This window comes from Bacteroides sp. AF25-5LB (genome assembly GCF_003602965.1).
Taxonomy (GTDB): Bacteria; Bacteroidota; Bacteroidia; order Bacteroidales; family Bacteroidaceae; genus Bacteroides; species Bacteroides uniformis.
This window is the reverse complement of the sequence record NZ_QTMC01000003.1, coordinates 35,124-55,239: the sequence shown is the minus strand read 5'-3', so window position 1 is coordinate 55,239 and position 20,116 is coordinate 35,124. Positions and strand designations below refer to the sequence as shown.

Sequence of the window (20,116 nt, the reverse complement as noted above, 5' to 3'; positions counted from 1 at the left end):
TGTTCAACAATAAAACAAAAAGGGCTTTTAAACGTTATTATAGGAGAATAAACCTAAAAAAGAAATTTATGGAAAAGTACATTTGCACTGTATGCGATTATGTCTATAACCCTGAATTGGGCGACCCTGAAAATGGAATAGAACCGGGAACATCTTTCGAAGACCTTCCCGAAGATTGGGTTTGCCCCTTGTGCGGAGTAGGCAAAGAAGAATTTGAGAAAGCGTCCTAAGACGCTTTCTTTTCTTTTATATCGCTGCTGGCCTCCACTACATTCACCACATAGTCGCCCAGCTTTTCACATTCTGCAATGATGTCCATATAGTAAACACCCATCTGGTAATCATATTCCTTGTTGTTCACATCCAAAATATTCTGGTTCTTCAGCTGATTGCGGTAATTATTGATTTCGTTCTCCAAATTAAAGGACTTGTTCACATCCGCGCCTGCATGCTCCGGATGTTCCACCACGACAATCATCTGCTCCAAGGCATCATCCGTCAGCTTCATCATGAAATGGATATGCTCGTACTGCTTCTCGGTGAAATCCTGGTTGGTCTGGCGCTTGCGGTTGATGGTACGTGCCAGATTATAGCAGCTGTCGCCGATGCTCTCTATCTCCGTCACTTCACGCAGCATGGCACGTATCTGCAACTTACTTTCCGAACTCAGGCGCCCTTCGGACACTTGATTCAGATAATTGGCAATCTCCAGCTCCATGCTGTCACTGATATTCTCGTACTTCTCCACACGGCTGAACACTTTGTTGAAATCATCATCCTTCTCCGTATGCAGCAAGTCCTGCACCATTCCGAACATACGGCGGGTACGTTCGGCAAAGAGATGTATTTCCTTGCTTGCCTGCAGGATGGACAGCTCTGCCGTAGAAAGCATACCGCCCGAGATAAAACGCAAGCGATATTCCTCGTCCTGCTCCTTCATTGGAATAATGGCACAGACCGTACGTTCGATAAACTTCACGAACCATATCAATATCAGCACGTTGCAGATATTGAAGCAAGTATGGAATGCCGAAAGCTTGAAGGATACGGCCACAGCCGGATCTTTAGTACCCATCACGTTCTCTACGAACCATGACACAGCCTCGGTAAAGGGGGTGAAAAGACACAACACCCATATCACACCAAACACATTGAATACCAAATGAGCCAAAGCAGCCCTCCTCGCCTGCGTATTACCGGTCAGCGCCGCAAGGTTTGCCGTGATGGTTGTACCGATATTCTCTCCCAAAACCAGTGCTGCCCCCAATTCGAAACTAATCCAGCCGTTGGCGCACATAATAAGCGTAATGGCCATAGTTGCCGCAGATGCCTGCACAATCATGGTCAACACCGTACCGATACCCACAAAAAGGAGTATGGAGATAAAGCCCATGTCGGTATAGTCCTGCACAAATGACAGCATATCAGGATTTTGGCTCAAGTCAGGAGCATTGTTTTTCAAATAGGAAAGCCCCATGAACAAGAATGAGAAACCGAAAATAAATTCACCGACAGACTTGCGGTTACTTTTTTGAGAGAAGAGGAGAGGAATGCCGAAAGCAAGAAGAGGAAGAGCAAAGGCGGCAATGTCCACCTTGAAACCTAAAGCTGAAATAATCCATGCCGTAACAGTCGTACCGATATTAGCACCCATTATGACACCTATGGACTGTGAAAGCGTTAACAGCCCCGCATTGACAAAACTTACAACCATCACCGTGGTTGCAGAGGAAGATTGTACAAGTGCTGTAATCAGCACGCCCGTCAACACACCGGTCACTCTGTTGGTTGTCATTGCGGTCAATATTTTCCGCAGTCTGTCACCGGCAAATTTTTGAAGCCCCTCACTCATAATCTTCATTCCGTAAAGAAACAGTGCCAATGAGCCGAGTAGCTTTAAAAAATCATAAAAAGAATATTCCATCTTTAATTATTTAAGGTGTTTCATTCCTTCACGTGTTATAATGTCCTATATTTAACGTGTCAACCCACTAAAAACGAGACATCATGAAACACATGTTACAAATTTGTTGCAAAAATAATAATATTTCTAAAGAATTCCCTATAGGGAGCTCACTTTTGGATATTTATTACGGTTTTAATCTAAATTTCCCCTATCAGGTAGTCAGTGCAAAAGTCAACAACCGTTCCGAAGGACTGAATTTTCGTGTATACAACAATAAGGATGTAGAGTTTCTCGACATACGTGACTCCTCAGGCATGCGCACTTATGTCCGTTCCCTCTGCTTCATTCTTTACAAAGCTGTCAGCGAGCTGTTTCCGGAAGGAAAACTGTTCGTAGAGCATCCGGTATCCAAAGGTTACTTCTGTAACTTGCGCATCGGCCGTTCCATAGAGCTGGAAGATGTGACCGCCATCAAGAAACGGATGCAGGAAATCATCGCCGAAAACATCCCCTACCATCGTGTAGAATGCCACACCACCGAGGCTGTGCGTATCTTTAGCGAACGGGGCATGAACGACAAGGTTAAGCTGCTGGAAACCTCCGGCTCGCTATATACCTATTATTACACATTGGGCGACACCGTAGACTACTACTACGGCAACCTGCTGCCCAGTACCGGGTTCATCTGGCTGTTCGACATCGTGAAGTATTACGACGGCCTGCTGCTGCGTATCCCCAACAAGGAGAACCCGAATGTACTGGAAGAAGTGGTGAAACAGGAGAAGATGCTCGACGTATTCAAGGAACACCTGCGCTGGAACTACATCATGGGGCTGAGTAACGTGGGCGACTTCAACCTGGCTTGCGAGACAGGCCATGCCACCGACCTCATCAACGTAGCCGAAGCCCTGCAGGAGAAAAAGATAGCCCAAATAGCTGACGACATCTACCACCGCGGCGAAAACGGAAACCGGGTGAAGCTCGTACTCATCTCCGGTCCATCGTCCTCCGGAAAGACGACTTTCAGCAAGCGGCTCAGCGTGCAGTTGATGACCAACGGCCTGCGTCCCTATCCCATCTCGCTAGACAACTACTTCGTAGACCGTGAAGACACCCCACGCGACGAAAACGGAAACTACGACTACGAATCACTCTACGCCCTCGACCTCGAACTCTTCAACACCCAGCTGCAGGCATTGCTCCGTGGCGAAGAAGTGGAGCTGCCCCGCTTCAACTTCAACCTCGGGAAGAAAGAGTACAAGGGCGACAAACTACGCATCGACGAGCATACCATCCTCATCCTGGAAGGAATTCATGCCCTGAACCCTGAACTGACACCACAGATTCCCGCCGCCAGCAAATACAAGATTTATGTATCCGCCCTGACCACCATCTCGCTGGACGACCACAACTGGATTCCCACCACGGACAACCGCCTGCTGCGCCGCATCATCCGCGACTTCAACTACCGCGGCTACTCGGCACAAGAGACCATTTCACGCTGGCCCAGTGTACGTGCCGGCGAGGACAAATGGATATTCCCCTACCAGGAAAATGCCGACGTTATGTTCAACTCCGCCCTCTTATTCGAATTCGCCGTGCTCCGCTGCCACGCAGAGCCCATCCTTACCAGCGTTCCACGGAACTGTCCGGAATACGCAGAAGCCTACCGGTTGCTGAAATTTATCAAATATTTCACTCCCGTGCAGGACAAAGAAATTCCGCCGACATCCTTGCTAAGAGAATTTTTAGGAGGCAGCAGCTTCAAATACTAAGTTTTTTATTCTAACTTTGTGAGTAAATAAAACAAACGTACATATGAAAAAAATTATTTCGACACTTCTCTTAGCGACTTTCTGCATCTTTATTCAACTCCATGCGCAAAACCGCGCGGACGAATTGATGAAACAAGCGCAAGAAAATCTTACGAAAAAGGAATATATCAAAGCTCGCTATCTTTTCTTGCAAGCCTACAATGCCTTTGCCACGCAAGACAAATATGCCCAGGCAGTGGAATGCGGCGTCAATGCCAGCGCCCTCTACCACCGGGAAAATTACTATAAAGAAGCTTTTGAACTGTTGCGCGGTGCCGAGCAAGTAGTGGCAACCGGCGAACAGAAAACAGGAAAGGCCATGCCCAACCTGCGCTTCCGCATCAACAAGGAGCGCCTACAAATGTATATCAACTTGAAGAATCCCACACGCGCCAAGGAACAGCTGGCCAAACTGGAAGAGACCGCCAAAGCTTCTCACAACGACTCTCTGAGTAACGACCTGCTTTATACACAAGCCAATTATTACTACACCTTCGGTATGACCACACAAGGTGATGTGGCTAGCAACCGCCTGATAGGGCAATATAAGGAACAAAAGAACTACGCCAAAGTAGACGAATACTACAAGACTCTCATCAGCATTGCCCACAAGGCAAACAATGCCGGACTGGTGGCACGCACATACGACAAGTATATCATTTGGGCCGACTCTGTAAAAGCGCTTACCTCCCAAGAGGAACTGAACGCCCTAAAGAAGAAATACGATGAAAGCCTGGCTACTATCCAGGAGAAGGACGATTCCCTGAGCGCCAAGCAGTACATCATCATCGGGCTTTGCATACTCGCCGCCATCCTTGCCGCCGCACTGGTATTCGGCGCCATCGTATTGCTGCGTTTCATCATCCTCACCCGTAAACAGAAGAAAGCCATCAGCACTACCAATGAGCACAATGAGCTGAAAACCAAATTTATCCAGAACATTTCCACCCAGATGGAACCGACACTGGACACGCTCGACGCCTCACAGCCGGGCGTAAAAGCCCTGTATGCATTCTCCAACCATATCCAGGAACTGTCCGAGTTGGAAACTACCTTGTCCGAACCCTACGAAATGCAGGAAAAGAATATCTCCACTTTCTGTGAAGACATCATGGACAAAATCAAAGGGATGACACAAGAGGATGTCACCTTGACCGTGAACGCTCCAAAACTGAATGTGAAAATCAACCCTGAGCAACTGGAACGCATCTTGCTGCACCTGTTGAAGAACGCTTCCGAGCACACCCCTGCTGGAGGGAAAATATGGCTGGACTTCAAGAAACGCGGTGCGCACACCCACCAGTTCATCATCAGCGACACCGGTTGCGGTATCCCCGAGGAGCAACGCGAAAACATCTTCAAGCCTTTCACCGAAGTAAAGGACTTGACGCAAGGCGACGGTCTGGGACTACCCATCTGCTCACTGATTGCCACCAAGATGAACGGTAGCCTGACACTGGACAGCAGCTACAACAAGGGAGCACGGTTCGTTCTGGAACTACACGCATAAACCATACATATTGTATTTGAAAGCCGCTTGTCACCGGCATTACCGGGACAAACGGCTTTCTGTATATATTAAAAATGTGGTTGTCAACGTAATGCCTCCACCTCTTCCGGCGTCAGCGGAATTTTCTTACCCAAACGGTGCGCTCCCGTTTCGGTAATCAGATAATCCTCCTCATTGCGGATGCCACCGAAATTACGGTATTCTTCCACCTTATCATAGTCAATGAAGTCCATAAACTTCTTCTCTCCTCTCCACAAATCAATCAACTCGGGAATGAAATAAATGCCCGGCTCAACCGTATGCACAAAGCCCGGTTCCAGAGGGATAGCAAGGCGCTGGCTCTTGCGACCGAACTGCGTACTCTTGGGCTGGCCGTCATAGCCTACCCAAAGCTCACCCAGGTTCTCCATATCGTGCACGTCCAGGCCCATCATGTGTCCCAGTCCGTGGGGATAGAACAAAGCATGCGCCCCTTCGCGTACGGCATCTTCAGCATTGCCCTTCATCAAGCCCAGCTCTTTCAGCCCTTCCACCATCACTTGGGCGGAAAGCTCGTACACCTTCATATAAGGAATGCCCGGACGGAGGGCTTTGACAGACTCTAAGTGCATGGCGTTCTGGATTTCGTAAACGGCACGCTGGCGTGGAGTAAAAGCTTTGTCCGCAGGCACGGTGGACGACATGTCGCCACAGTAACCCGAAGGAAGCTCGGCGCCGGCATCAATCAGGAAGAGGTCACCCGGCTTTACTTTATTTCCATGATAGTGGTTGTGCAAAGTCTGCCCGTTGATAGTAGCAATCGTGGCAAAAGACAGCTCGCAGTTGTTCATCTCGGCGATACGGTTCATTTCGGCCACAACCTCGTATTCGTACATGCCCGGACGAAGCACCTTCATTGCGGTGATGTGCATGTCAGCAGTCACGTCGCATGCCTTTTCTATTTCCGCTATTTCTTCTGCCGACTTGTAGTTGCGCTGTGCCACCACCGCACGGATAAACGGTACAGACCCTTCCTGACGTGCCGGAGGAACACCCAGCCAGTCCATCAGTTTCAACTTATGCTCGGCACGATAAGGGGGCAAATAATGGATGGTCTGTCCCTTCTGTACAGCCTTGTGCAGATAACCGACGATGTCGGCAAAAGGACGGGTTTCGGAAATTCCCACAGCAGAAGCCTTTTCGTGAAGGGTGGGCTGGGTACCCATCCAGACAATATGGTCGATGGTCAGCTCATCGCCAAAAATGATTTCTTTATCTTCATCTATGTCGATGAGAGCTGACAGCCCGGCAAATGACAAGCCAAAATAGTAGAGAAAAGTGGAATCCTGGCGGTAACGGAAAGTATTGTCCTCATAGTTCAAACCTTGTTCATCGTTACCCAAAAACAGTAACACTCCGGAGCCTATCGTTTTTTTCAGCTGGGCCCTGCGCTGCACATACGTTTCTTTAGCAAACATAACATTCCTTGTTTTAGTAGTTATAGGACAAAGATATAGATAATCTTTGAAAGAAGATAATACAAAAAGGAGATTAATCTATATAGTTCATAATCAGAAGACTATTTTGCCAACGTTTTTCAAGCCTTTGGCAAAGTCTTGCCATAGGCATGGCAAAAGTTTGCCAAGCTATTGGCAAAAGCTTGTTTTCTCTTTTCTTGTTAAATATCATCAGAGAGGTTTCGTGTTATCGAACTATTCACTATTTTTGCGGTAAATATCTGAAAGAAGATGCACAATGAGTGCATAGAATAATTTATAAAAATATGGCACAAGGCTCCCGACAAGTACAGACCCAAGCGCAACAGCAGATACAAACGCTGTCGCCGCAACAAATTCTGGTGGTAAAGCTGCTGGAACTTCCCGCCGTGGAACTAGAGGACCGCGTACGTGCCGAACTTCTGGAAAATCCGGCACTGGAAGAGGGTAAGGAGGATACTCCCAGCGACGAATACCCCGACACACCCGATGCGGAAACCGGCTCAGAAGATGGTGGAGACACCAGCTATGATTCTTTAAGCGATTATCTGAACGAAGACGATATCCCCGACTACAAGCTGCAGGAGAACAACCGCAGCAAAGGGGAGCAGGCAGAAGAAATTCCTTTCTCCGACGCCACCTCCTTCTATGAAACCTTGCGCCAGCAGCTCGGCGAGCAGGACTTGACTCCGCACCAGCGCGAACTGGCCGAATATCTCATCGGCTCGCTGGACGACGATGGCCTGCTGCGCAAATCGCTGGACAGTATCAGCGACGAACTCGCCATCTACACCGGTATCGACGCTTCTCCCGAAGAGCTGGAAGAAGTATTGAAGATTATACAAGACTTCGACCCCGCCGGTCTGGGCGCCCGCACCCTACAAGAGTGCCTGCTCATCCAGATTCGACGTAAGGAAGCGCAACGGCCCATGCCCTCGCCTCCACAATACTATATAGAAGAAGATATTCTTACCCAGTGCTACGAAGAGTTCACCCGCAAGCATTGGGACAAGATTATGCAGAAATTAGGTATCAGCGAAGATACCCTGCAACAAGCCGTTAAGGAAATCTGCAAGCTGAATCCCCGCCCCGGTGCCTCGCTCGGCGAAGCCATCGGCAAGAACATGCAGCAGATTGTGCCCGACTTCCTGGTAGACACTTATGACGACGGCACCATCAACCTGACACTGAACAACCGCAACGTGCCGGAACTGCGCATGAGCCGCGACTTCACCGAGATGGTGGAAGAACACACCAAGAACCGGGCCAACCAGTCTAAGGAATCCCGCGAAACCATGATGTTCCTCAAACAAAAAATGGATGCCGCACAAGGTTTCATCGACGCCGTGAAGCAACGCCAGAATACGCTGATGACTACCATGCAGGCCATCATAGACCTGCAACGTCCTTTCTTCCTCGAAGGAGACGAGTCATTGCTCCGCCCCATGATTCTGAAAGATGTTGCCGAACGCACCGGGTTGGACATCTCGACCATCTCCCGTGTGAGCAACAGCAAGTATGTACAGACCAACTACGGCATCTACCCGCTGAAATTCTTCTTCAACGACGGCTACACAACCGAAGACGGCGAAGAGATGTCTGTACGCGAAATACGCAAGATACTCAAAGAGTGCATTGACAACGAGGACAAGAAAAAGCCTCTGACCGATGACGAACTGACCGAGCTGCTGAAGGAGAAAGGCTATCCCATAGCCCGCCGCACGGTGGCAAAGTATCGCCAACAGATGAATATCCCCGTGGCAAGACTGAGAAGATGAGAGAAAAGGATGAGCGATTAGGGATTAAGGTTTAAAGATTAGTGCATTCAAATAGTAAATTGTAAATAGTCAAATCGTAAATAAAATTAGGTTGTGGAAGAGCATATTATAGCAGATAAAACTTTAATCAGAACAGCGAAAGTGATTTCGGCGGTATTCACACCGTTCTCCATCCCTTTCCTGGCATTTCTGGTTCTGTTTATATTCTCGTACCTGCGCATCATGCCGTTGCAGTACAAGTTGATAGTATTGGGTGTGGTGTATTGCTTCACCATCCTGATGCCTACACTGACTATCTTCATCTTCCGCAAAATCAACGGTTTCAGTCCGGAAGAACTGGTGGAACGAAAAAGGAGATACATTCCCTTTATTCTGACCATCACTTCTTATGTATTCTGCCTGCTCATGATGCACCGGCTCAATATCCCGTGGTACATGACCGGTATCATACTCTCCGCCCTGGTAGTGATGATAATCTGCGTCATTGTCAACTTAAAATGGAAACTGAGCGAACACATGGCAGGCGCCGGAGCCGTAATTGGCGGACTGGTAGCTTTCAGTGCCTTGTTCAGCTACAATCCCGTATGGTGGCTATGCCTCTTTATACTGGTGGCTGGCGTGCTGGGCACCGCCCGCATCATCCTACGACACCACACCCTGGGCGAAGTTATGGGAGGCTTTGCCGTAGGGCTTGTCTGCTCGCTGCTGGTACTCCACCCGCTGAGCAACATATTGTTCCGAATCTTCCTTTTTTAAGAGCCTTGTTTAATTTTTAATTTTCAACTTTTAATTTACATAGTATCAACCCTTAAAAACTAATGATCATGAATTTCCCGACTAATGTAAAGTACACCAAAGAACACGAATGGATTCGCCTGGAAGGTGATGTAGCCTATGTAGGTATTACCGATTACGCACAAGAGCAACTGGGCGACATTGTGTTTGTCGACATCCCAACCGAAGGTGAAACGTTGGCCGCCAACGAAGTGTTCGGCACCATTGAAGTAGTAAAAACCATTTCAGACCTCTTCCTGCCCGTAAGCGGAGAAATTCTGGAACAGAACGAAGCGCTTGCTGACCAACCGGAACTGGTAAACCAGGACCCGTACGGCGAAGGCTGGCTCATCAAAATCAAACCCGCCGCTGATGCCGACTTCGACAGCCTGCTGGATGCCGAAGCCTACAAAGCGCTGATAAACGAATGAAATGAAAGGATTAGGGATTAGCACCGGACGGAATGATAGCGCAGTCCCTAACCCCTAATCGTTAATCCCTAACCCTTATAAAATTAACCCTTTAATAATTTAAAGATTCATGTCTCCAATCGTTAGCATCATCATGGGCAGCACTTCCGACCTCCCCGTTATGGAGAAGGCCGCGCAATTGCTCAATGACCTGCATGTACCGTTCGAAATGAACGCTCTCTCTGCTCACCGCACACCGGAAGCAGTGGAGGAATTTGCCAAGAATGCCCGCCAACGCGGCATTAAAGTGATTATTGCCGCTGCCGGTATGGCTGCCGCACTGCCCGGCGTCATTGCTGCCAATACCACACTGCCGGTAATCGGGGTTCCCGTAAAAGGGTCTGTACTCGATGGCGTAGACGCCCTCTACTCTATCATCCAGATGCCTCCGGGCATACCGGTAGCCACCGTTGCCATTAATGGTGCCATGAACGCTGCCATCCTTGCCGTACAGATGCTGGCACTGAGCGATTCCTCATTGGCTGAAACATTCGCCGCCTATAAAGAAGGGCTGAAAAAGAAAATAGTTAAGGCAAATGAGGACTTGAAGGAGGTGAAGTACGAATACAAGACTAATTGAGGGATTAGGGATAAGGGATTAGTAAGATGATATGTAGTCACTGATCCCTTATCACTAATCATTTATCACTAAACGCTAATCACTTATTACCGTGGATTTATTCAACTATTCCCGACGGGAAACATCAGAAGTAAACATTGGAGCCACCCCTATGGGCGGCTCCAATCCTATCCGCATACAAAGTATGACGAACACCGCTACGCAGGACACAGAAGCCAGTGTGGCGCAAGCCAAACGTATTGTCGACGCCGGAGGAGAGTATGTACGCCTCACGGCCCAAGGCATCAAAGAGGCTGAAAACCTGATGAATATCAACATAGGCCTACGCCAGGACGGATATATGGTGCCGCTTGTGGCCGACATTCACTTCAACCCGAAGGTAGCGGACGTGGCAGCACAGTATGTAGAAAAAGTACGCATCAATCCGGGAAACTATGTGGATGCAGCACGTACTTTCAAACATTTGGAGTATACCGATGAAGAGTATGCCCAGGAGTTGCAGAAGATACACGACCGCTTTGTCCCCTTCCTTAATATCTGCAAGGAGAACCATACTGCCATCCGCATCGGCGTGAACCACGGTTCATTATCCGACCGCATCATGTCGCGCTATGGCGATACACCGGAAGGCATGGTGGAATCTTGTATGGAGTTTCTGCGCATCTGCGTGCAAGAGAATTTCACGGATGTAGTCATTTCCATCAAGGCGTCCAATACAGTGGTCATGGTAAAGACAGTGCGCTTGCTGGCAGCCGTAATGGAACAAGAAGGCATGCGATTCCCGCTGCATCTCGGTGTAACGGAAGCCGGAGACGGAGAAGACGGGCGCATCAAGTCAGCCCTGGGCATCGGTGCCCTGCTGGCAGATGGTTTGGGTGACACTATCCGGGTTTCCCTGAGTGAAGCTCCGGAGGCAGAAATCCCCGTAGCCCGCAAACTGGTGGATTACATTGTACAACGACACGACCACCCCTACATCCCCGGAGCAGATGTACCGGAATTCAATTATCTCTCTCCCACCCGCCGCAAGACCGGTGCCGTACACCATATCGGTGGAGACAATCTGCCTGTGGTCATCGCTGCACGCCTGGACGGAGATATGGACTTCAACCCGCAATTCATGCCGGACTATATCTATACGGGGCGCTCCATCCCCCGGCAACTTCCGGAAGGCATGCAATGCATCATCGATGCCGATGTCTGGATGGAGCACAGTAACGGCGGAACGGAACCGGACAATGCCTGGCCCGCCTTCAAAGGAGACCAGCTTCCTTTCCTAAGCAGCTGCGGCGCTTCTTTGAAATTCCTCTTCATCACGTACATGGGGCTGAATGACGAAGCCATCGCCTGCCTGAAGTATCATCCGGAAGTCGTATTAGTTTCACAAAGCAATCACCCCAACCGATTGGGAGAACAACGCGCCCTGGTACACCAAATGATGAAGGAAGACCTGAAAAACCCGGTAGTATTCTTTGAACACTACGCAGAAAGCGAACTGGAAAATCTGCAAATCAAAGCGGCTGCAGACATGGGAGCACTTATCTTCGACGGTCTGTGCGACGGTATCCTTCTCTTCAACCAAGGAGAAACCATAAGCGGCAAAGTAGTGGATGCCACTGCTTTCGGTATCCTGCAAGCCGGACGTGTACGTACCAGCAAGACCGAATACATCTCTTGTCCCGGCTGCGGACGCACCCTCTACGACCTGGAAAGTACCATTGCCCGTATCAAGGCAGCCACCGGCCATCTGAAAGGACTCAAGATAGGAATCATGGGATGCATTGTCAACGGTCCCGGAGAAATGGCCGATGCTGATTATGGCTATGTAGGCGCCGGACGAGGCAAAATCAGCCTCTACAAGAAGAAGGAGTGCATCGAAAAGAACATTCCCGAAGAAGAGGCGGTGGAAAAGCTGATAGAACTCATTAGGGACAATGGCGACTATATAGAGAAATAAAAGAACTATAATATGGATTATCAGAAAATACTGAAAGGTATTCATCAAGAAATAGAGCCTTATGCCACTATTGGCAAGCAAGCTGATTACATTCCGGCACTCGCCAAAATCAATCCGGACCAGTTCGGAATGTGCATTCACACCATACAAGGCGAAACCTTCATGCATGGAGAAGCTACTACCGGCTTCTCCATACAAAGTATTTCGAAAGTATTTTCCCTTGCCATGTGCCTAAGCCTTGAAGGAGACAATCTATGGAAAAGAGTGGGTAAAGAACCCTCGGGCACTGCTTTCAACTCGCTAGTGCAACTAGAGGTAGAAAAAGGTATTCCCCGAAATCCATTTATCAATGCCGGCGCCATTGTGATGACCGACATTCTATTGAGCCATTTAAAGCATCCAAAAGAGGAATATATCCGTTTTGTCCGTTCACTCAGCAGAAACAACCAGATTGATTATAATGAAGAAGTAGCCCTATCCGAACGCGAAAACGGCTACCTGAATGCGACAATTACCAATCTGTTGAAATATCATCATAACATAAACAATGACATAGAACGCGTACTCCGCTTCTATTTCCTGCAATGCTCCATAGAGATGAGCTGTTATGATTTGTCTAAGGCATTTTTACCTTTCGCCAACCATAAACAAGCCTTTGCGTTCGAAAACATCACTCTGACCTCCTCTCAGGTAAAAAGGATCAATGCCATCATGCAAACATGTGGTTTTTATGACGAAGCCGGAGAGTTCTCTTATCTAGTAGGCCTTCCTGGAAAAAGTGGTGTAGGAGGCGGCATAGCTGCAGTTTATCCACTGCGTTATTCAGTCGCAGTATGGAGCCCAAGACTGAACCAGAAAGGGAATTCCGTTATGGGCATCAAGGCTTTGGAACTGCTGACCACACAGACACAGGAATCTATTTTCTGAAAAATTTCAGCGTAGATATTTATCAAAGTCCACCTCTTTGAACTTAAAGTTATGATGTTCGGAGGGGTGGTAGGCTTTATTCCAAGTAGAATAGGTTTTCACATCTATCTCCCTTGTCTTCCGGTTAAAAGTTACAATACGTAAGTAGCCTTCACCTCCCAATCTACTACCTTCCACACCACGCTGATAGTTTGCCAGCATCTGATACACTTTATTTCCCTCTTTCCCTATAGAGACCAGCGTGCCGACTCCGCTTTTCAAGACATGCCCACAAAAGACAGCTATCACATTGCGATGTTTGAGAAGCAATTTCTCCCAGATTCCAGCACCATCGTTCACTGTGCGCCCAGACTCTTTGCCGATGCCATATCCTTGAGGGCGCCACCAGTCTTTCCCGTCATGCAACGTACTGTCACAATACAAATAGGCGTGTGTATTCAATATGACAAGCTTATCCGGATGAATACCCACTATGGAATCGGCCCATTGCAGAGCCTCATCAGAAGGCCCGAATTCCAGATTCAAGACCAGCCAATCGGTATCGCCCGACCTGAAATTTATGAAATAGTTATCCAATGTCTTTCCATCTGCACTACCTCCCCAATAGCTCTTCCGCTTATAGCCGGAAAGAGGAAAATACTTGTTGGCCATTGCAGTGTTATGTATGTCCGAAAACTTACCGGGTTTACTGCCAATATCGTGATTTCCCCATACGACAGAATAAGGTATTCCTGCTTGGCTGACACGATGAAAAGCTTTCTGCATATATGCCCATTCCACCGGAGAATTATCTTGTGTCAAATCTCCCACTTGGAACACGGCATCTATTTTCTTACGGTTGGCAACCAACCAGTCCACTTGCGAATCGAAGACCTCCGGACATTGCTCCAGATAAGTCTGCGTATCCGGCAATACCACAAAAGTACTTACCCGACCGGAAGTGGTGCAAGAAGTTAAAAAAGCGCCCCCTAAAAAGAGCGCTCCGATAACAGACAATATTCTCATCATTTTTTCTTCTGATTAAACAGCCACTCCATAAAATCAGGATAGTTGAAAGCCGGATTCCAACTACCATGATTACAACCAGGAAATTCAATATATTCCACATCGGCACCAATAGCTTTCAAGGCCCGATATGCTGCACGCGATCCTTCAGGAGTTACTACATTATCCGCATCTCCATGAAAAATACGGAACTTGACCGATTTGCCAGCCTTCAACCGTGCCGGATTCACTGTTCCACAAATAGGTATTGCTGCCGCAAAAATCTCCGGATAGCGGACAGCCATGTCAAATGTACCCATTCCTCCCATAGAAAGTCCCATAACATAGATACGGTCTTTGTCTATCTGCGGCATGGCCAGATAGAAATCCAACAACTCTTTCAACGTACGGAAAATAGGAGAAACAGGCACTTCCAACGGCATATCTGCCGGAGCAAAAGATGAAGGGCGCTCCGTATATGCCCAATATCCGGTTTCAGGACACTGCGGAGCCAAAATAAACGCCGGACACTTTTCGCGGTTTACAGGATTAAGCCACATCTGCCCACCATGAACCAATTGTTTCTCATTATCATTGCCACGCTCTCCGGCACCATGCAGGAAAAGCACCAAAGGATACTTTTCATCAGGTTTCATCACCTCTGGACGCAACAAACGATACAACAATGTATCTCCACGGGAAGAGATATAAGTTTCCTTTTGAAAGGTTTCTTGTGCAAACGAAAACAAGAAAAAGAATAATCCACAAAGGATGCCGATTATACGTTTCATCTTATTATTTATTTTACATGTTTAACTTCCGAACGTAAAGATACACCATTTTCATTGAAAGCCTCCACACAAAAATAATAATCCTGATCAGCAGTAAGGGTTTTCATCAATAAATCAGTCTTATCATAGACCATCCAAGAGCTGTAAAGTTTGTCCGGTGCAATGCCCCAAAGTATGTTGTAACCTTGTGCACCTTTCACAGCCTCCCAACGGATGGAGATGTCACGACGGTCTGCTTGGCGGTCAAGTACCAACTTTTTGGGTTGTTGCGGTGCCTTCCCCGTACCCAATCCAAAGACGCGAAGTTCAGATATAGCCAGATTCGGTGTCGGTATATCTATATTTTTATAACGGATATAACGGGCAGACTTGGGTAATGCCAGTTCAACATAATCATTCGGAGTATCCCTATAACTTTCCTTACGGTCCACCAATATATCCCAATTCTCACCATCAAGAGAACCTTCGATGAGATAACGGTGATGGAGTCCTTCGTAGCGACCGTACATATTACTTTGATAATCGTGATAGTTTATCTGAACAGCATACACATCAGCAGGTTTCTCTAAATCAATCATCACCCACTGCCGTTCGTCATTAGCCTCGGCAAGCCAAAAAGTTTTAGTCAGTTCATCCGTTAGGGCATCTGCCTTAAATTCGTCTTTTGTAGTAAAAGCCGTCACCGGCTTGCCATACGAGAGCAACATCCAGCCACGGAACTGTCCAGCCTTGCCCGGTACGGCAGGTGCATAACGGGGATAGTCTCCGAAACGGGTATCTACATACATAATGCCATCTTTATCAAACCCTGCCGGAAACATACAAAGGCGACGTTCCCAATTCACATTGATAGAGAGTGACATCGAAGCAAAATGCCAATACTGCCCCCCAGGACCAAGCACGGTACTTCCATGTCCGGCACCGTTCATATAACCACCCGGCTTGTAGGACACCGGATTATGCTTTTGGTAAGTATAAGGCCCCATCGGATAATCGGCCACATAAACACCATCGGCATAGACATTGAATTCCGTTCCCGGAGCACCGTATTGCATATAGTATTTCCCATTATGCTTCGTCAGCCAAGGCCCCTCAATATATCCGCCCAATACAGTATCCGTATGGTTTTCACCGAAACGTTCCCAGCCATGTTTAGGCATATCCAAATTGAAGAGTTCTTTCGTTTCTCCCTTCTTGATGAAACGCCGGTTCTTGTCCAGTTCCATTCCCCTGATAGGATACACATTGGAAGAACCCCAGAACATATACGCTTTACCGTCATCGTCAATAAACAAATCGGGATCTTGCAGATTATGCAAAATTGCCGGAACAGCTTCCCAGTTTCCTGAAGCCGGATTATCCGTATAAAGGATACTCATGGAACCGGAAGGATCACCGGTCACATAAAGTACCGAATCTTTGTAATTATGTGCCGCCGGAGCATTACACCCTTGCGGATACCAGTTCCTGCCCGGACGTACAAACTCCCAGTTCAGCAAATCCCTGGAACGCCAATAACCGTGTGAACGGGTAACAAACATATAATATTCACCCCGGAACTCCACCACAGCAGGATCGGCACCAGAACGGTAGGAGATATTCTTATCCGAATTATAAATCATGTACGTGTAATCGATATTTAAAGGATTACAATAAGTATCCATATGCATGTCTTGTGCAGAAAGGAAATTCGCCAAACACAACAGCAGCACCAAACCACTTAATCTTTTCATCATATTATCCATATTTATATTATTATACTACAGCCCTACCTACGTCACAAAGTTTCTACAACAATGGTCGTACTGATTTTATCAGGAGCGTCTAAAGGTAAAGAAAATATATGATTGTCTCCCATTTTGTCTATAGGTAAAGAAGTTTTCTTCGCATCAATCAATAAATAGGCCCGTTTTATCCCAGAGCCAAAATCCGGGACAAGAAGTTTGCCGTCTTTCGGCCAATATTGAGTAAAAACATGCAAATAAAGAAACTGTTTACCGTCCACTTCTTTTCTGGTAGCTCTTCCCCAATCGAGTTGGCTAACAAACGGACTCGGTATTGTACCATAAATAGCTTCACTGTTCACCTTCATCCAACTGCCGACTTCCTCCAAGCAATTGATGCTTTCAGCAGGGAAAGTACCATCTGCTTTCGGACCGATATTCAATAGATAATTCCCCCCTTTACTGGTAATATCAATCAATTTTTGAAGAACATCCTCTGTAGTCTTCCAGCGTATATCATGGGCAGCATATCCCCAATTGTCATTCAAGGTCATACAAGTCTCCCAATCTGTACCATCTCCATTGGAAGGCATATCAGGTATGCTTTGTTCCGGAGTTTTAAAATCACCCGTCAGCTTATCCTCCATTCGGTCATTAAAAATTAAACGTTCCGTACCAGGTATGTTCTTGATAGCTTTCATCATACGATATTTAAATTCGGGAGCGCTGCTTGCTCCCATATCCCACCAAATAAGATCAACTTTATAATCATTTATGATAGTGTGTAAATGAGGGATAACTATTTCATCCGTATATTTTGCTTTGTCTGCATAGGAAGCTTCCCGATTAGGCGCGTCATTTTGCGGAATCCATCCCATCCCCCCCGGATTATTCCAGTCCAATGCCTGCGAATAATAAAAACCTATTTTCAGACCGGCCTTCCTCGCTTCATTCACCAGTTCTTTCAATATATCCCTGCGGATATCTGTATCTTTAAAAATAGTATGCCCCACAGGTGTATTTAAAAGTGCAATGCCATCATGGTGCTTTGAAGTAATGACAATATATTTCATCCCTGCCTCTTTAGCCATCCTTACCCATTCTTTAGCATCGAATTTTTCTGCTTTGAAATCCTCCTTTGCCCGCTTCAGATACTCATCCCTGGGTATTTGAGCCGCAAACATTATCCATTCGGCATATTGCCCTCTTTTATAAGGTTTGCCTGTAGTTGGGTCTGTCTTTATACTCCCATCGGAAGATACCCATTCAGGACGATAGCATGAATAGTAATCTTTTATCATGCCGTCAGCCTCTATCCAAGGATGTTTTTCATTTGTCTGCAGAAACGTGGGTCCTGTATAATGCCCACCTAATGCAGAATAAGGGCCCCAATGGACAAACATCCCAAAACGGGCTTCACGCCACCACGCCATCCGCTTATCCTTTTGCCTTTTTGTCTCAGCGGTAGCTACATAAAGTTTCTCGCTCTCGCGACTGAACTCTCCATGACTATTCCTAGCCTTCACTGAGAAGAAGTAAATATCAAACGAATTCAGCCCTTCCACTGTAATGCGATTTTCTTTAACAGTCTTATATAAAATCTTCCTTGTAAACCTCATAACTTACAGCCTCTACTACATTCTCCCAAATAAGTTCTACGCTATTTGTACCTACACGACTAGCCTTCAAATGACAAGGTATGCGATTGGTAAATGGATCTTGTTGAGCAGACAACATTACACAGCCTACTACTAAAATGATTAATAAATAGATTCTTTTCATTCTAAACTTCATTTATCCGTCATAATAATATGCACTATTATTTGCACAGAGATTCAGGAACATCATATTCTTCCTGCAGGCGGGCAAGTTCCGCTTTCAATTCTGCAGCAACCTTCTCCATCCCTTTTTCACCATACAAATTATGCATTTCTGCCGGGTCCTCCTTCAAATCATAAAGTTCCCACTTGTCATCCACATAAAAATGCATCAATTTATAGCGCTCCATCTTGACACCGTAATGTGCACGGACACTATGAAAACCGGGGAATTCATAATAGTGATAGTAAAGTGACTTCCTCCAGTTTCGTGGAGTATTTTCTCCCTCTACCAACCGACGAAATGACACTCCCTGCATGTCTTCAGGAATCTCAATTCCACACATATCGAGAAAAGTGGGAGCGAAATCAATATTTTGAGTTAATCCTGTTACCTGCGTTCCAGGCTTAATATGTCCCGGCCAGCTCATTACCATCGGCATACCGAAAGACTCCTCGTACATAAAACGTTTATCAAACCAACCGTGCTCGCCCAGATAGAACCCCTGGTCTGTAGTATAAACGACAATCGTATTTTTATCCAATCCGGTACGCTTCAAATAATCCAATATTTCTCCTACACTCTCGTCCACGCTTGCCACACAAGCCATATAATCCTGCAAATAACGCTGATATTTCCATTCTGCCACCTCTTTGAAAGTACGCTGTTTCGAATAAAATTCATTGTTCCGTTCACGATAGGCATCCATAAAACGGCGGCGCTCATCCGGCTCCATCGTACCAAGAAAAGCATGAGGCCACGGGTCGAATAGCAGACTGTCGCTATTCATACCCGCAACCATCTTCAAGTCGTGACCTTCGTACATATCACGGTATATATTCATCTTCTGCATTTGTGCCGCATAACGTCCTTCGTATGCATCATAATAATTGTCGGGTAAAGGGAACTGCGTGTGTTCGTACAAATGATAATGCCGTTCGGCAGGCACCCAATTACGGTGAATGGCTTTGTGATGCATCATCAGGAAAAAAGGTTTATTCTTATCCTCGCGCCCACTCATCCAGTCTTCACAATATTGAGTGATGAGGTCAGTTACATATCCTTTATGCCGAGTGGTATCTCCCTCGGTAATAAAATACGGATTATAATAATCTCCCTGATCATTCAAAATCATCCAATGGTCAAACCCGGTAGGCTTTGAAACAAGATGCCACTTGCCGATAATGGCTGTTTCATAACCGTTTGCTTGCAATATCTTCGGCAGTGTCTGCTGCGAACCGTCAAATCCTTTATTTCCATTCCTCATAAAACCATTCTTATGACTATGCTTACCAGTCAGTATGGCTGCACGACTGGGACCGGAAATGGAATTGCAACAGTAATTATTCTGAAATACCGCCCCTTCATGCCCAATACGGTCAATATGGGGAGTAGGAGCTATTTTACCTATGGGATGTCCATATATACTCATTGCTTGTCGGGCATGGTCATCACTCATGATAAAAATAATGTTAGGACGCCTGTTTCCTATTCCTTGTTTCTGTTCTTGTCCTTGCATCCAAACCGAAGGAACAAAGGGCAACAAGGCAATTCCCCAGGATAGTTTATTTTTCATGTATTCATTATTTGTTGTAATTTATCAAAGGC

17 protein-coding genes are annotated in these 20,116 nt (G+C 46.7%); 9 read left to right on the top strand and 8 right to left on the bottom strand.

Annotated elements, in window-relative coordinates; translation table 11 throughout:
• The first annotated feature begins 68 nt into the window (after positions 1-68).
• The gene (gene rd / locus DWY57_RS04395) at positions 69-230 is read left to right on the top strand and encodes a rubredoxin (RefSeq protein WP_119961385.1); all 162 of its coding nucleotides are present in this window, start codon (positions 69-71) and stop codon (positions 228-230) included.
• Here rd and DWY57_RS04390 read toward each other — a convergent pair.
• The gene (locus DWY57_RS04390) at positions 227-1,924 is read right to left on the bottom strand and encodes a Na/Pi cotransporter family protein (RefSeq protein WP_005834507.1); all 1,698 of its coding nucleotides are present in this window, start codon (positions 1,922-1,924) and stop codon (positions 227-229) included. The genes rd and DWY57_RS04390 overlap by 4 nt on opposite strands.
• 83 nt (positions 1,925-2,007) lie before the next feature.
• Here DWY57_RS04390 and DWY57_RS04385 point away from each other — a divergent pair, with 83 nt between their 5' ends.
• Both DWY57_RS04385 and DWY57_RS04380 read left to right on the top strand, forming a co-directional pair.
• Entirely contained in the window at positions 2,008-3,681 is a 1,674-nt protein-coding gene (locus DWY57_RS04385; RefSeq protein ID WP_005834505.1) for a nucleoside kinase, read from the top strand.
• Positions 3,682-3,724: 43 nt separating this feature from the next.
• Positions 3,725-5,230, top strand: coding sequence for a HAMP domain-containing sensor histidine kinase (locus DWY57_RS04380; RefSeq protein WP_119961384.1), 1,506 nt, complete (start codon positions 3,725-3,727; stop codon positions 5,228-5,230).
• An 83-nt stretch (positions 5,231-5,313) separates the two neighbouring features.
• Here the strand turns inward: DWY57_RS04380 and DWY57_RS04375 are convergent, their stop codons facing one another.
• Positions 5,314-6,687: an aminopeptidase P family protein gene (locus DWY57_RS04375; RefSeq protein ID WP_117600183.1), complete on the bottom strand. Its 1,374-nt coding sequence runs from the start codon at positions 6,685-6,687 to the stop codon at positions 5,314-5,316.
• Between the two features lie 305 nt (positions 6,688-6,992).
• Here DWY57_RS04375 and rpoN point away from each other — a divergent pair, with 305 nt between their 5' ends.
• From rpoN to DWY57_RS04340, 6 genes are all read left to right on the top strand, one after another.
• On the top strand, positions 6,993-8,483 hold the full coding sequence (gene rpoN, locus DWY57_RS04365) for an RNA polymerase factor sigma-54 (RefSeq protein WP_119961383.1): 1,491 nt from the start codon (positions 6,993-6,995) through the stop codon (positions 8,481-8,483).
• Between the two features lie 93 nt (positions 8,484-8,576).
• On the top strand, positions 8,577-9,239 hold the full coding sequence (locus tag DWY57_RS04360; RefSeq protein ID WP_117600180.1) for a hypothetical protein: 663 nt from the start codon (positions 8,577-8,579) through the stop codon (positions 9,237-9,239).
• A 68-nt stretch (positions 9,240-9,307) separates the two neighbouring features.
• Positions 9,308-9,688 (top strand): glycine cleavage system protein GcvH, encoded by a 381-nt coding sequence (gene gcvH / locus DWY57_RS04355; RefSeq protein ID WP_117600283.1) that lies wholly within the window; start codon positions 9,308-9,310, stop codon positions 9,686-9,688.
• A gap of 109 nt (positions 9,689-9,797) precedes the next feature.
• Positions 9,798-10,307, top strand: a complete 510-nt coding sequence (purE, locus tag DWY57_RS04350; RefSeq protein WP_008662630.1) for a 5-(carboxyamino)imidazole ribonucleotide mutase — start codon at positions 9,798-9,800, stop codon at positions 10,305-10,307.
• 91 nt (positions 10,308-10,398) lie between these two features.
• Entirely contained in the window at positions 10,399-12,264 is a 1,866-nt protein-coding gene (locus tag DWY57_RS04345) for a 4-hydroxy-3-methylbut-2-en-1-yl diphosphate synthase (RefSeq protein ID WP_117964677.1), read from the top strand.
• A 12-nt stretch (positions 12,265-12,276) separates the two neighbouring features.
• On the top strand, positions 12,277-13,191 hold the full coding sequence (locus DWY57_RS04340) for a glutaminase (protein ID WP_119961382.1): 915 nt from the start codon (positions 12,277-12,279) through the stop codon (positions 13,189-13,191).
• A 6-nt stretch (positions 13,192-13,197) separates the two neighbouring features.
• Here the strand turns inward: DWY57_RS04340 and DWY57_RS04335 are convergent, their stop codons facing one another.
• Genes DWY57_RS04335 through DWY57_RS04315 form a run of 6 tightly spaced genes read right to left on the bottom strand, consistent with a single transcriptional unit; the run spans position 13,198 to position 20,084 of the window.
• A complete protein-coding gene (locus DWY57_RS04335; RefSeq protein ID WP_005834489.1) occupies positions 13,198-14,199 on the bottom strand; it encodes a metallophosphoesterase in 1,002 nt (333 codons plus the stop codon).
• Positions 14,196-14,966, bottom strand: a complete 771-nt coding sequence (locus DWY57_RS04330; RefSeq protein ID WP_119961381.1) for a prolyl oligopeptidase family serine peptidase — start codon at positions 14,964-14,966, stop codon at positions 14,196-14,198. Before DWY57_RS04330 ends, DWY57_RS04335 begins: the two co-directional genes overlap by 4 nt.
• An 8-nt stretch (positions 14,967-14,974) precedes the next feature.
• A complete protein-coding gene (locus tag DWY57_RS04325) occupies positions 14,975-16,702 on the bottom strand; it encodes a family 43 glycosylhydrolase (protein WP_165853588.1) in 1,728 nt (575 codons plus the stop codon).
• A gap of 41 nt (positions 16,703-16,743) precedes the next feature.
• A complete protein-coding gene (locus DWY57_RS21235) occupies positions 16,744-18,309 on the bottom strand; it encodes an alpha-L-fucosidase (protein WP_119961380.1) in 1,566 nt (521 codons plus the stop codon).
• Positions 18,281-18,472, bottom strand: coding sequence for a hypothetical protein (locus DWY57_RS20710; protein ID WP_133302454.1), 192 nt, complete (start codon positions 18,470-18,472; stop codon positions 18,281-18,283). The genes DWY57_RS21235 and DWY57_RS20710 overlap by 29 nt, the downstream gene beginning before the upstream one ends.
• A 37-nt stretch (positions 18,473-18,509) precedes the next feature.
• Positions 18,510-20,084 (bottom strand): sulfatase, encoded by a 1,575-nt coding sequence (locus tag DWY57_RS04315; RefSeq protein ID WP_005834483.1) that lies wholly within the window; start codon positions 20,082-20,084, stop codon positions 18,510-18,512.
• Positions 20,085-20,116 lie beyond the last annotated feature (32 nt).

What these genes read in the sequence shown, in the direction of transcription:
- DWY57_RS04315 (WP_005834483.1), bottom strand. Translation starts at nt 20,084, where the DNA reads ATGAAAAATAAACTATCCTGGGGAATTGCCTTGTTGCCCTTTGTTCCT.
- DWY57_RS04390 (WP_005834507.1), bottom strand. Translation starts at nt 1,924, where the DNA reads ATGGAATATTCTTTTTATGATTTTTTAAAGCTACTCGGCTCATTGGCA.
- DWY57_RS04340 (WP_119961382.1), top strand. Translation starts at nt 12,277, where the DNA reads ATGGATTATCAGAAAATACTGAAAGGTATTCATCAAGAAATAGAGCCT.
- DWY57_RS20710 (WP_133302454.1), bottom strand. Translation starts at nt 18,472, where the DNA reads ATGAAAAGAATCTATTTATTAATCATTTTAGTAGTAGGCTGTGTAATG.
- DWY57_RS04385 (WP_005834505.1), top strand. Translation starts at nt 2,008, where the DNA reads ATGAAACACATGTTACAAATTTGTTGCAAAAATAATAATATTTCTAAA.
- rpoN (WP_119961383.1), top strand. Translation starts at nt 6,993, where the DNA reads ATGGCACAAGGCTCCCGACAAGTACAGACCCAAGCGCAACAGCAGATA.
- DWY57_RS04375 (WP_117600183.1), bottom strand. Translation starts at nt 6,687, where the DNA reads ATGTTTGCTAAAGAAACGTATGTGCAGCGCAGGGCCCAGCTGAAAAAA.
- purE (WP_008662630.1), top strand. Translation starts at nt 9,798, where the DNA reads ATGTCTCCAATCGTTAGCATCATCATGGGCAGCACTTCCGACCTCCCC.
- rd (WP_119961385.1), top strand. Translation starts at nt 69, where the DNA reads ATGGAAAAGTACATTTGCACTGTATGCGATTATGTCTATAACCCTGAA.
- DWY57_RS04335 (WP_005834489.1), bottom strand. Translation starts at nt 14,199, where the DNA reads ATGATGAGAATATTGTCTGTTATCGGAGCGCTCTTTTTAGGGGGCGCT.
- DWY57_RS04325 (WP_165853588.1), bottom strand. Translation starts at nt 16,702, where the DNA reads ATGATGAAAAGATTAAGTGGTTTGGTGCTGCTGTTGTGTTTGGCGAAT.
- DWY57_RS21235 (WP_119961380.1), bottom strand. Translation starts at nt 18,309, where the DNA reads ATGAGGTTTACAAGGAAGATTTTATATAAGACTGTTAAAGAAAATCGC.
- gcvH (WP_117600283.1), top strand. Translation starts at nt 9,308, where the DNA reads ATGAATTTCCCGACTAATGTAAAGTACACCAAAGAACACGAATGGATT.
- DWY57_RS04330 (WP_119961381.1), bottom strand. Translation starts at nt 14,966, where the DNA reads ATGAAACGTATAATCGGCATCCTTTGTGGATTATTCTTTTTCTTGTTT.
- DWY57_RS04380 (WP_119961384.1), top strand. Translation starts at nt 3,725, where the DNA reads ATGAAAAAAATTATTTCGACACTTCTCTTAGCGACTTTCTGCATCTTT.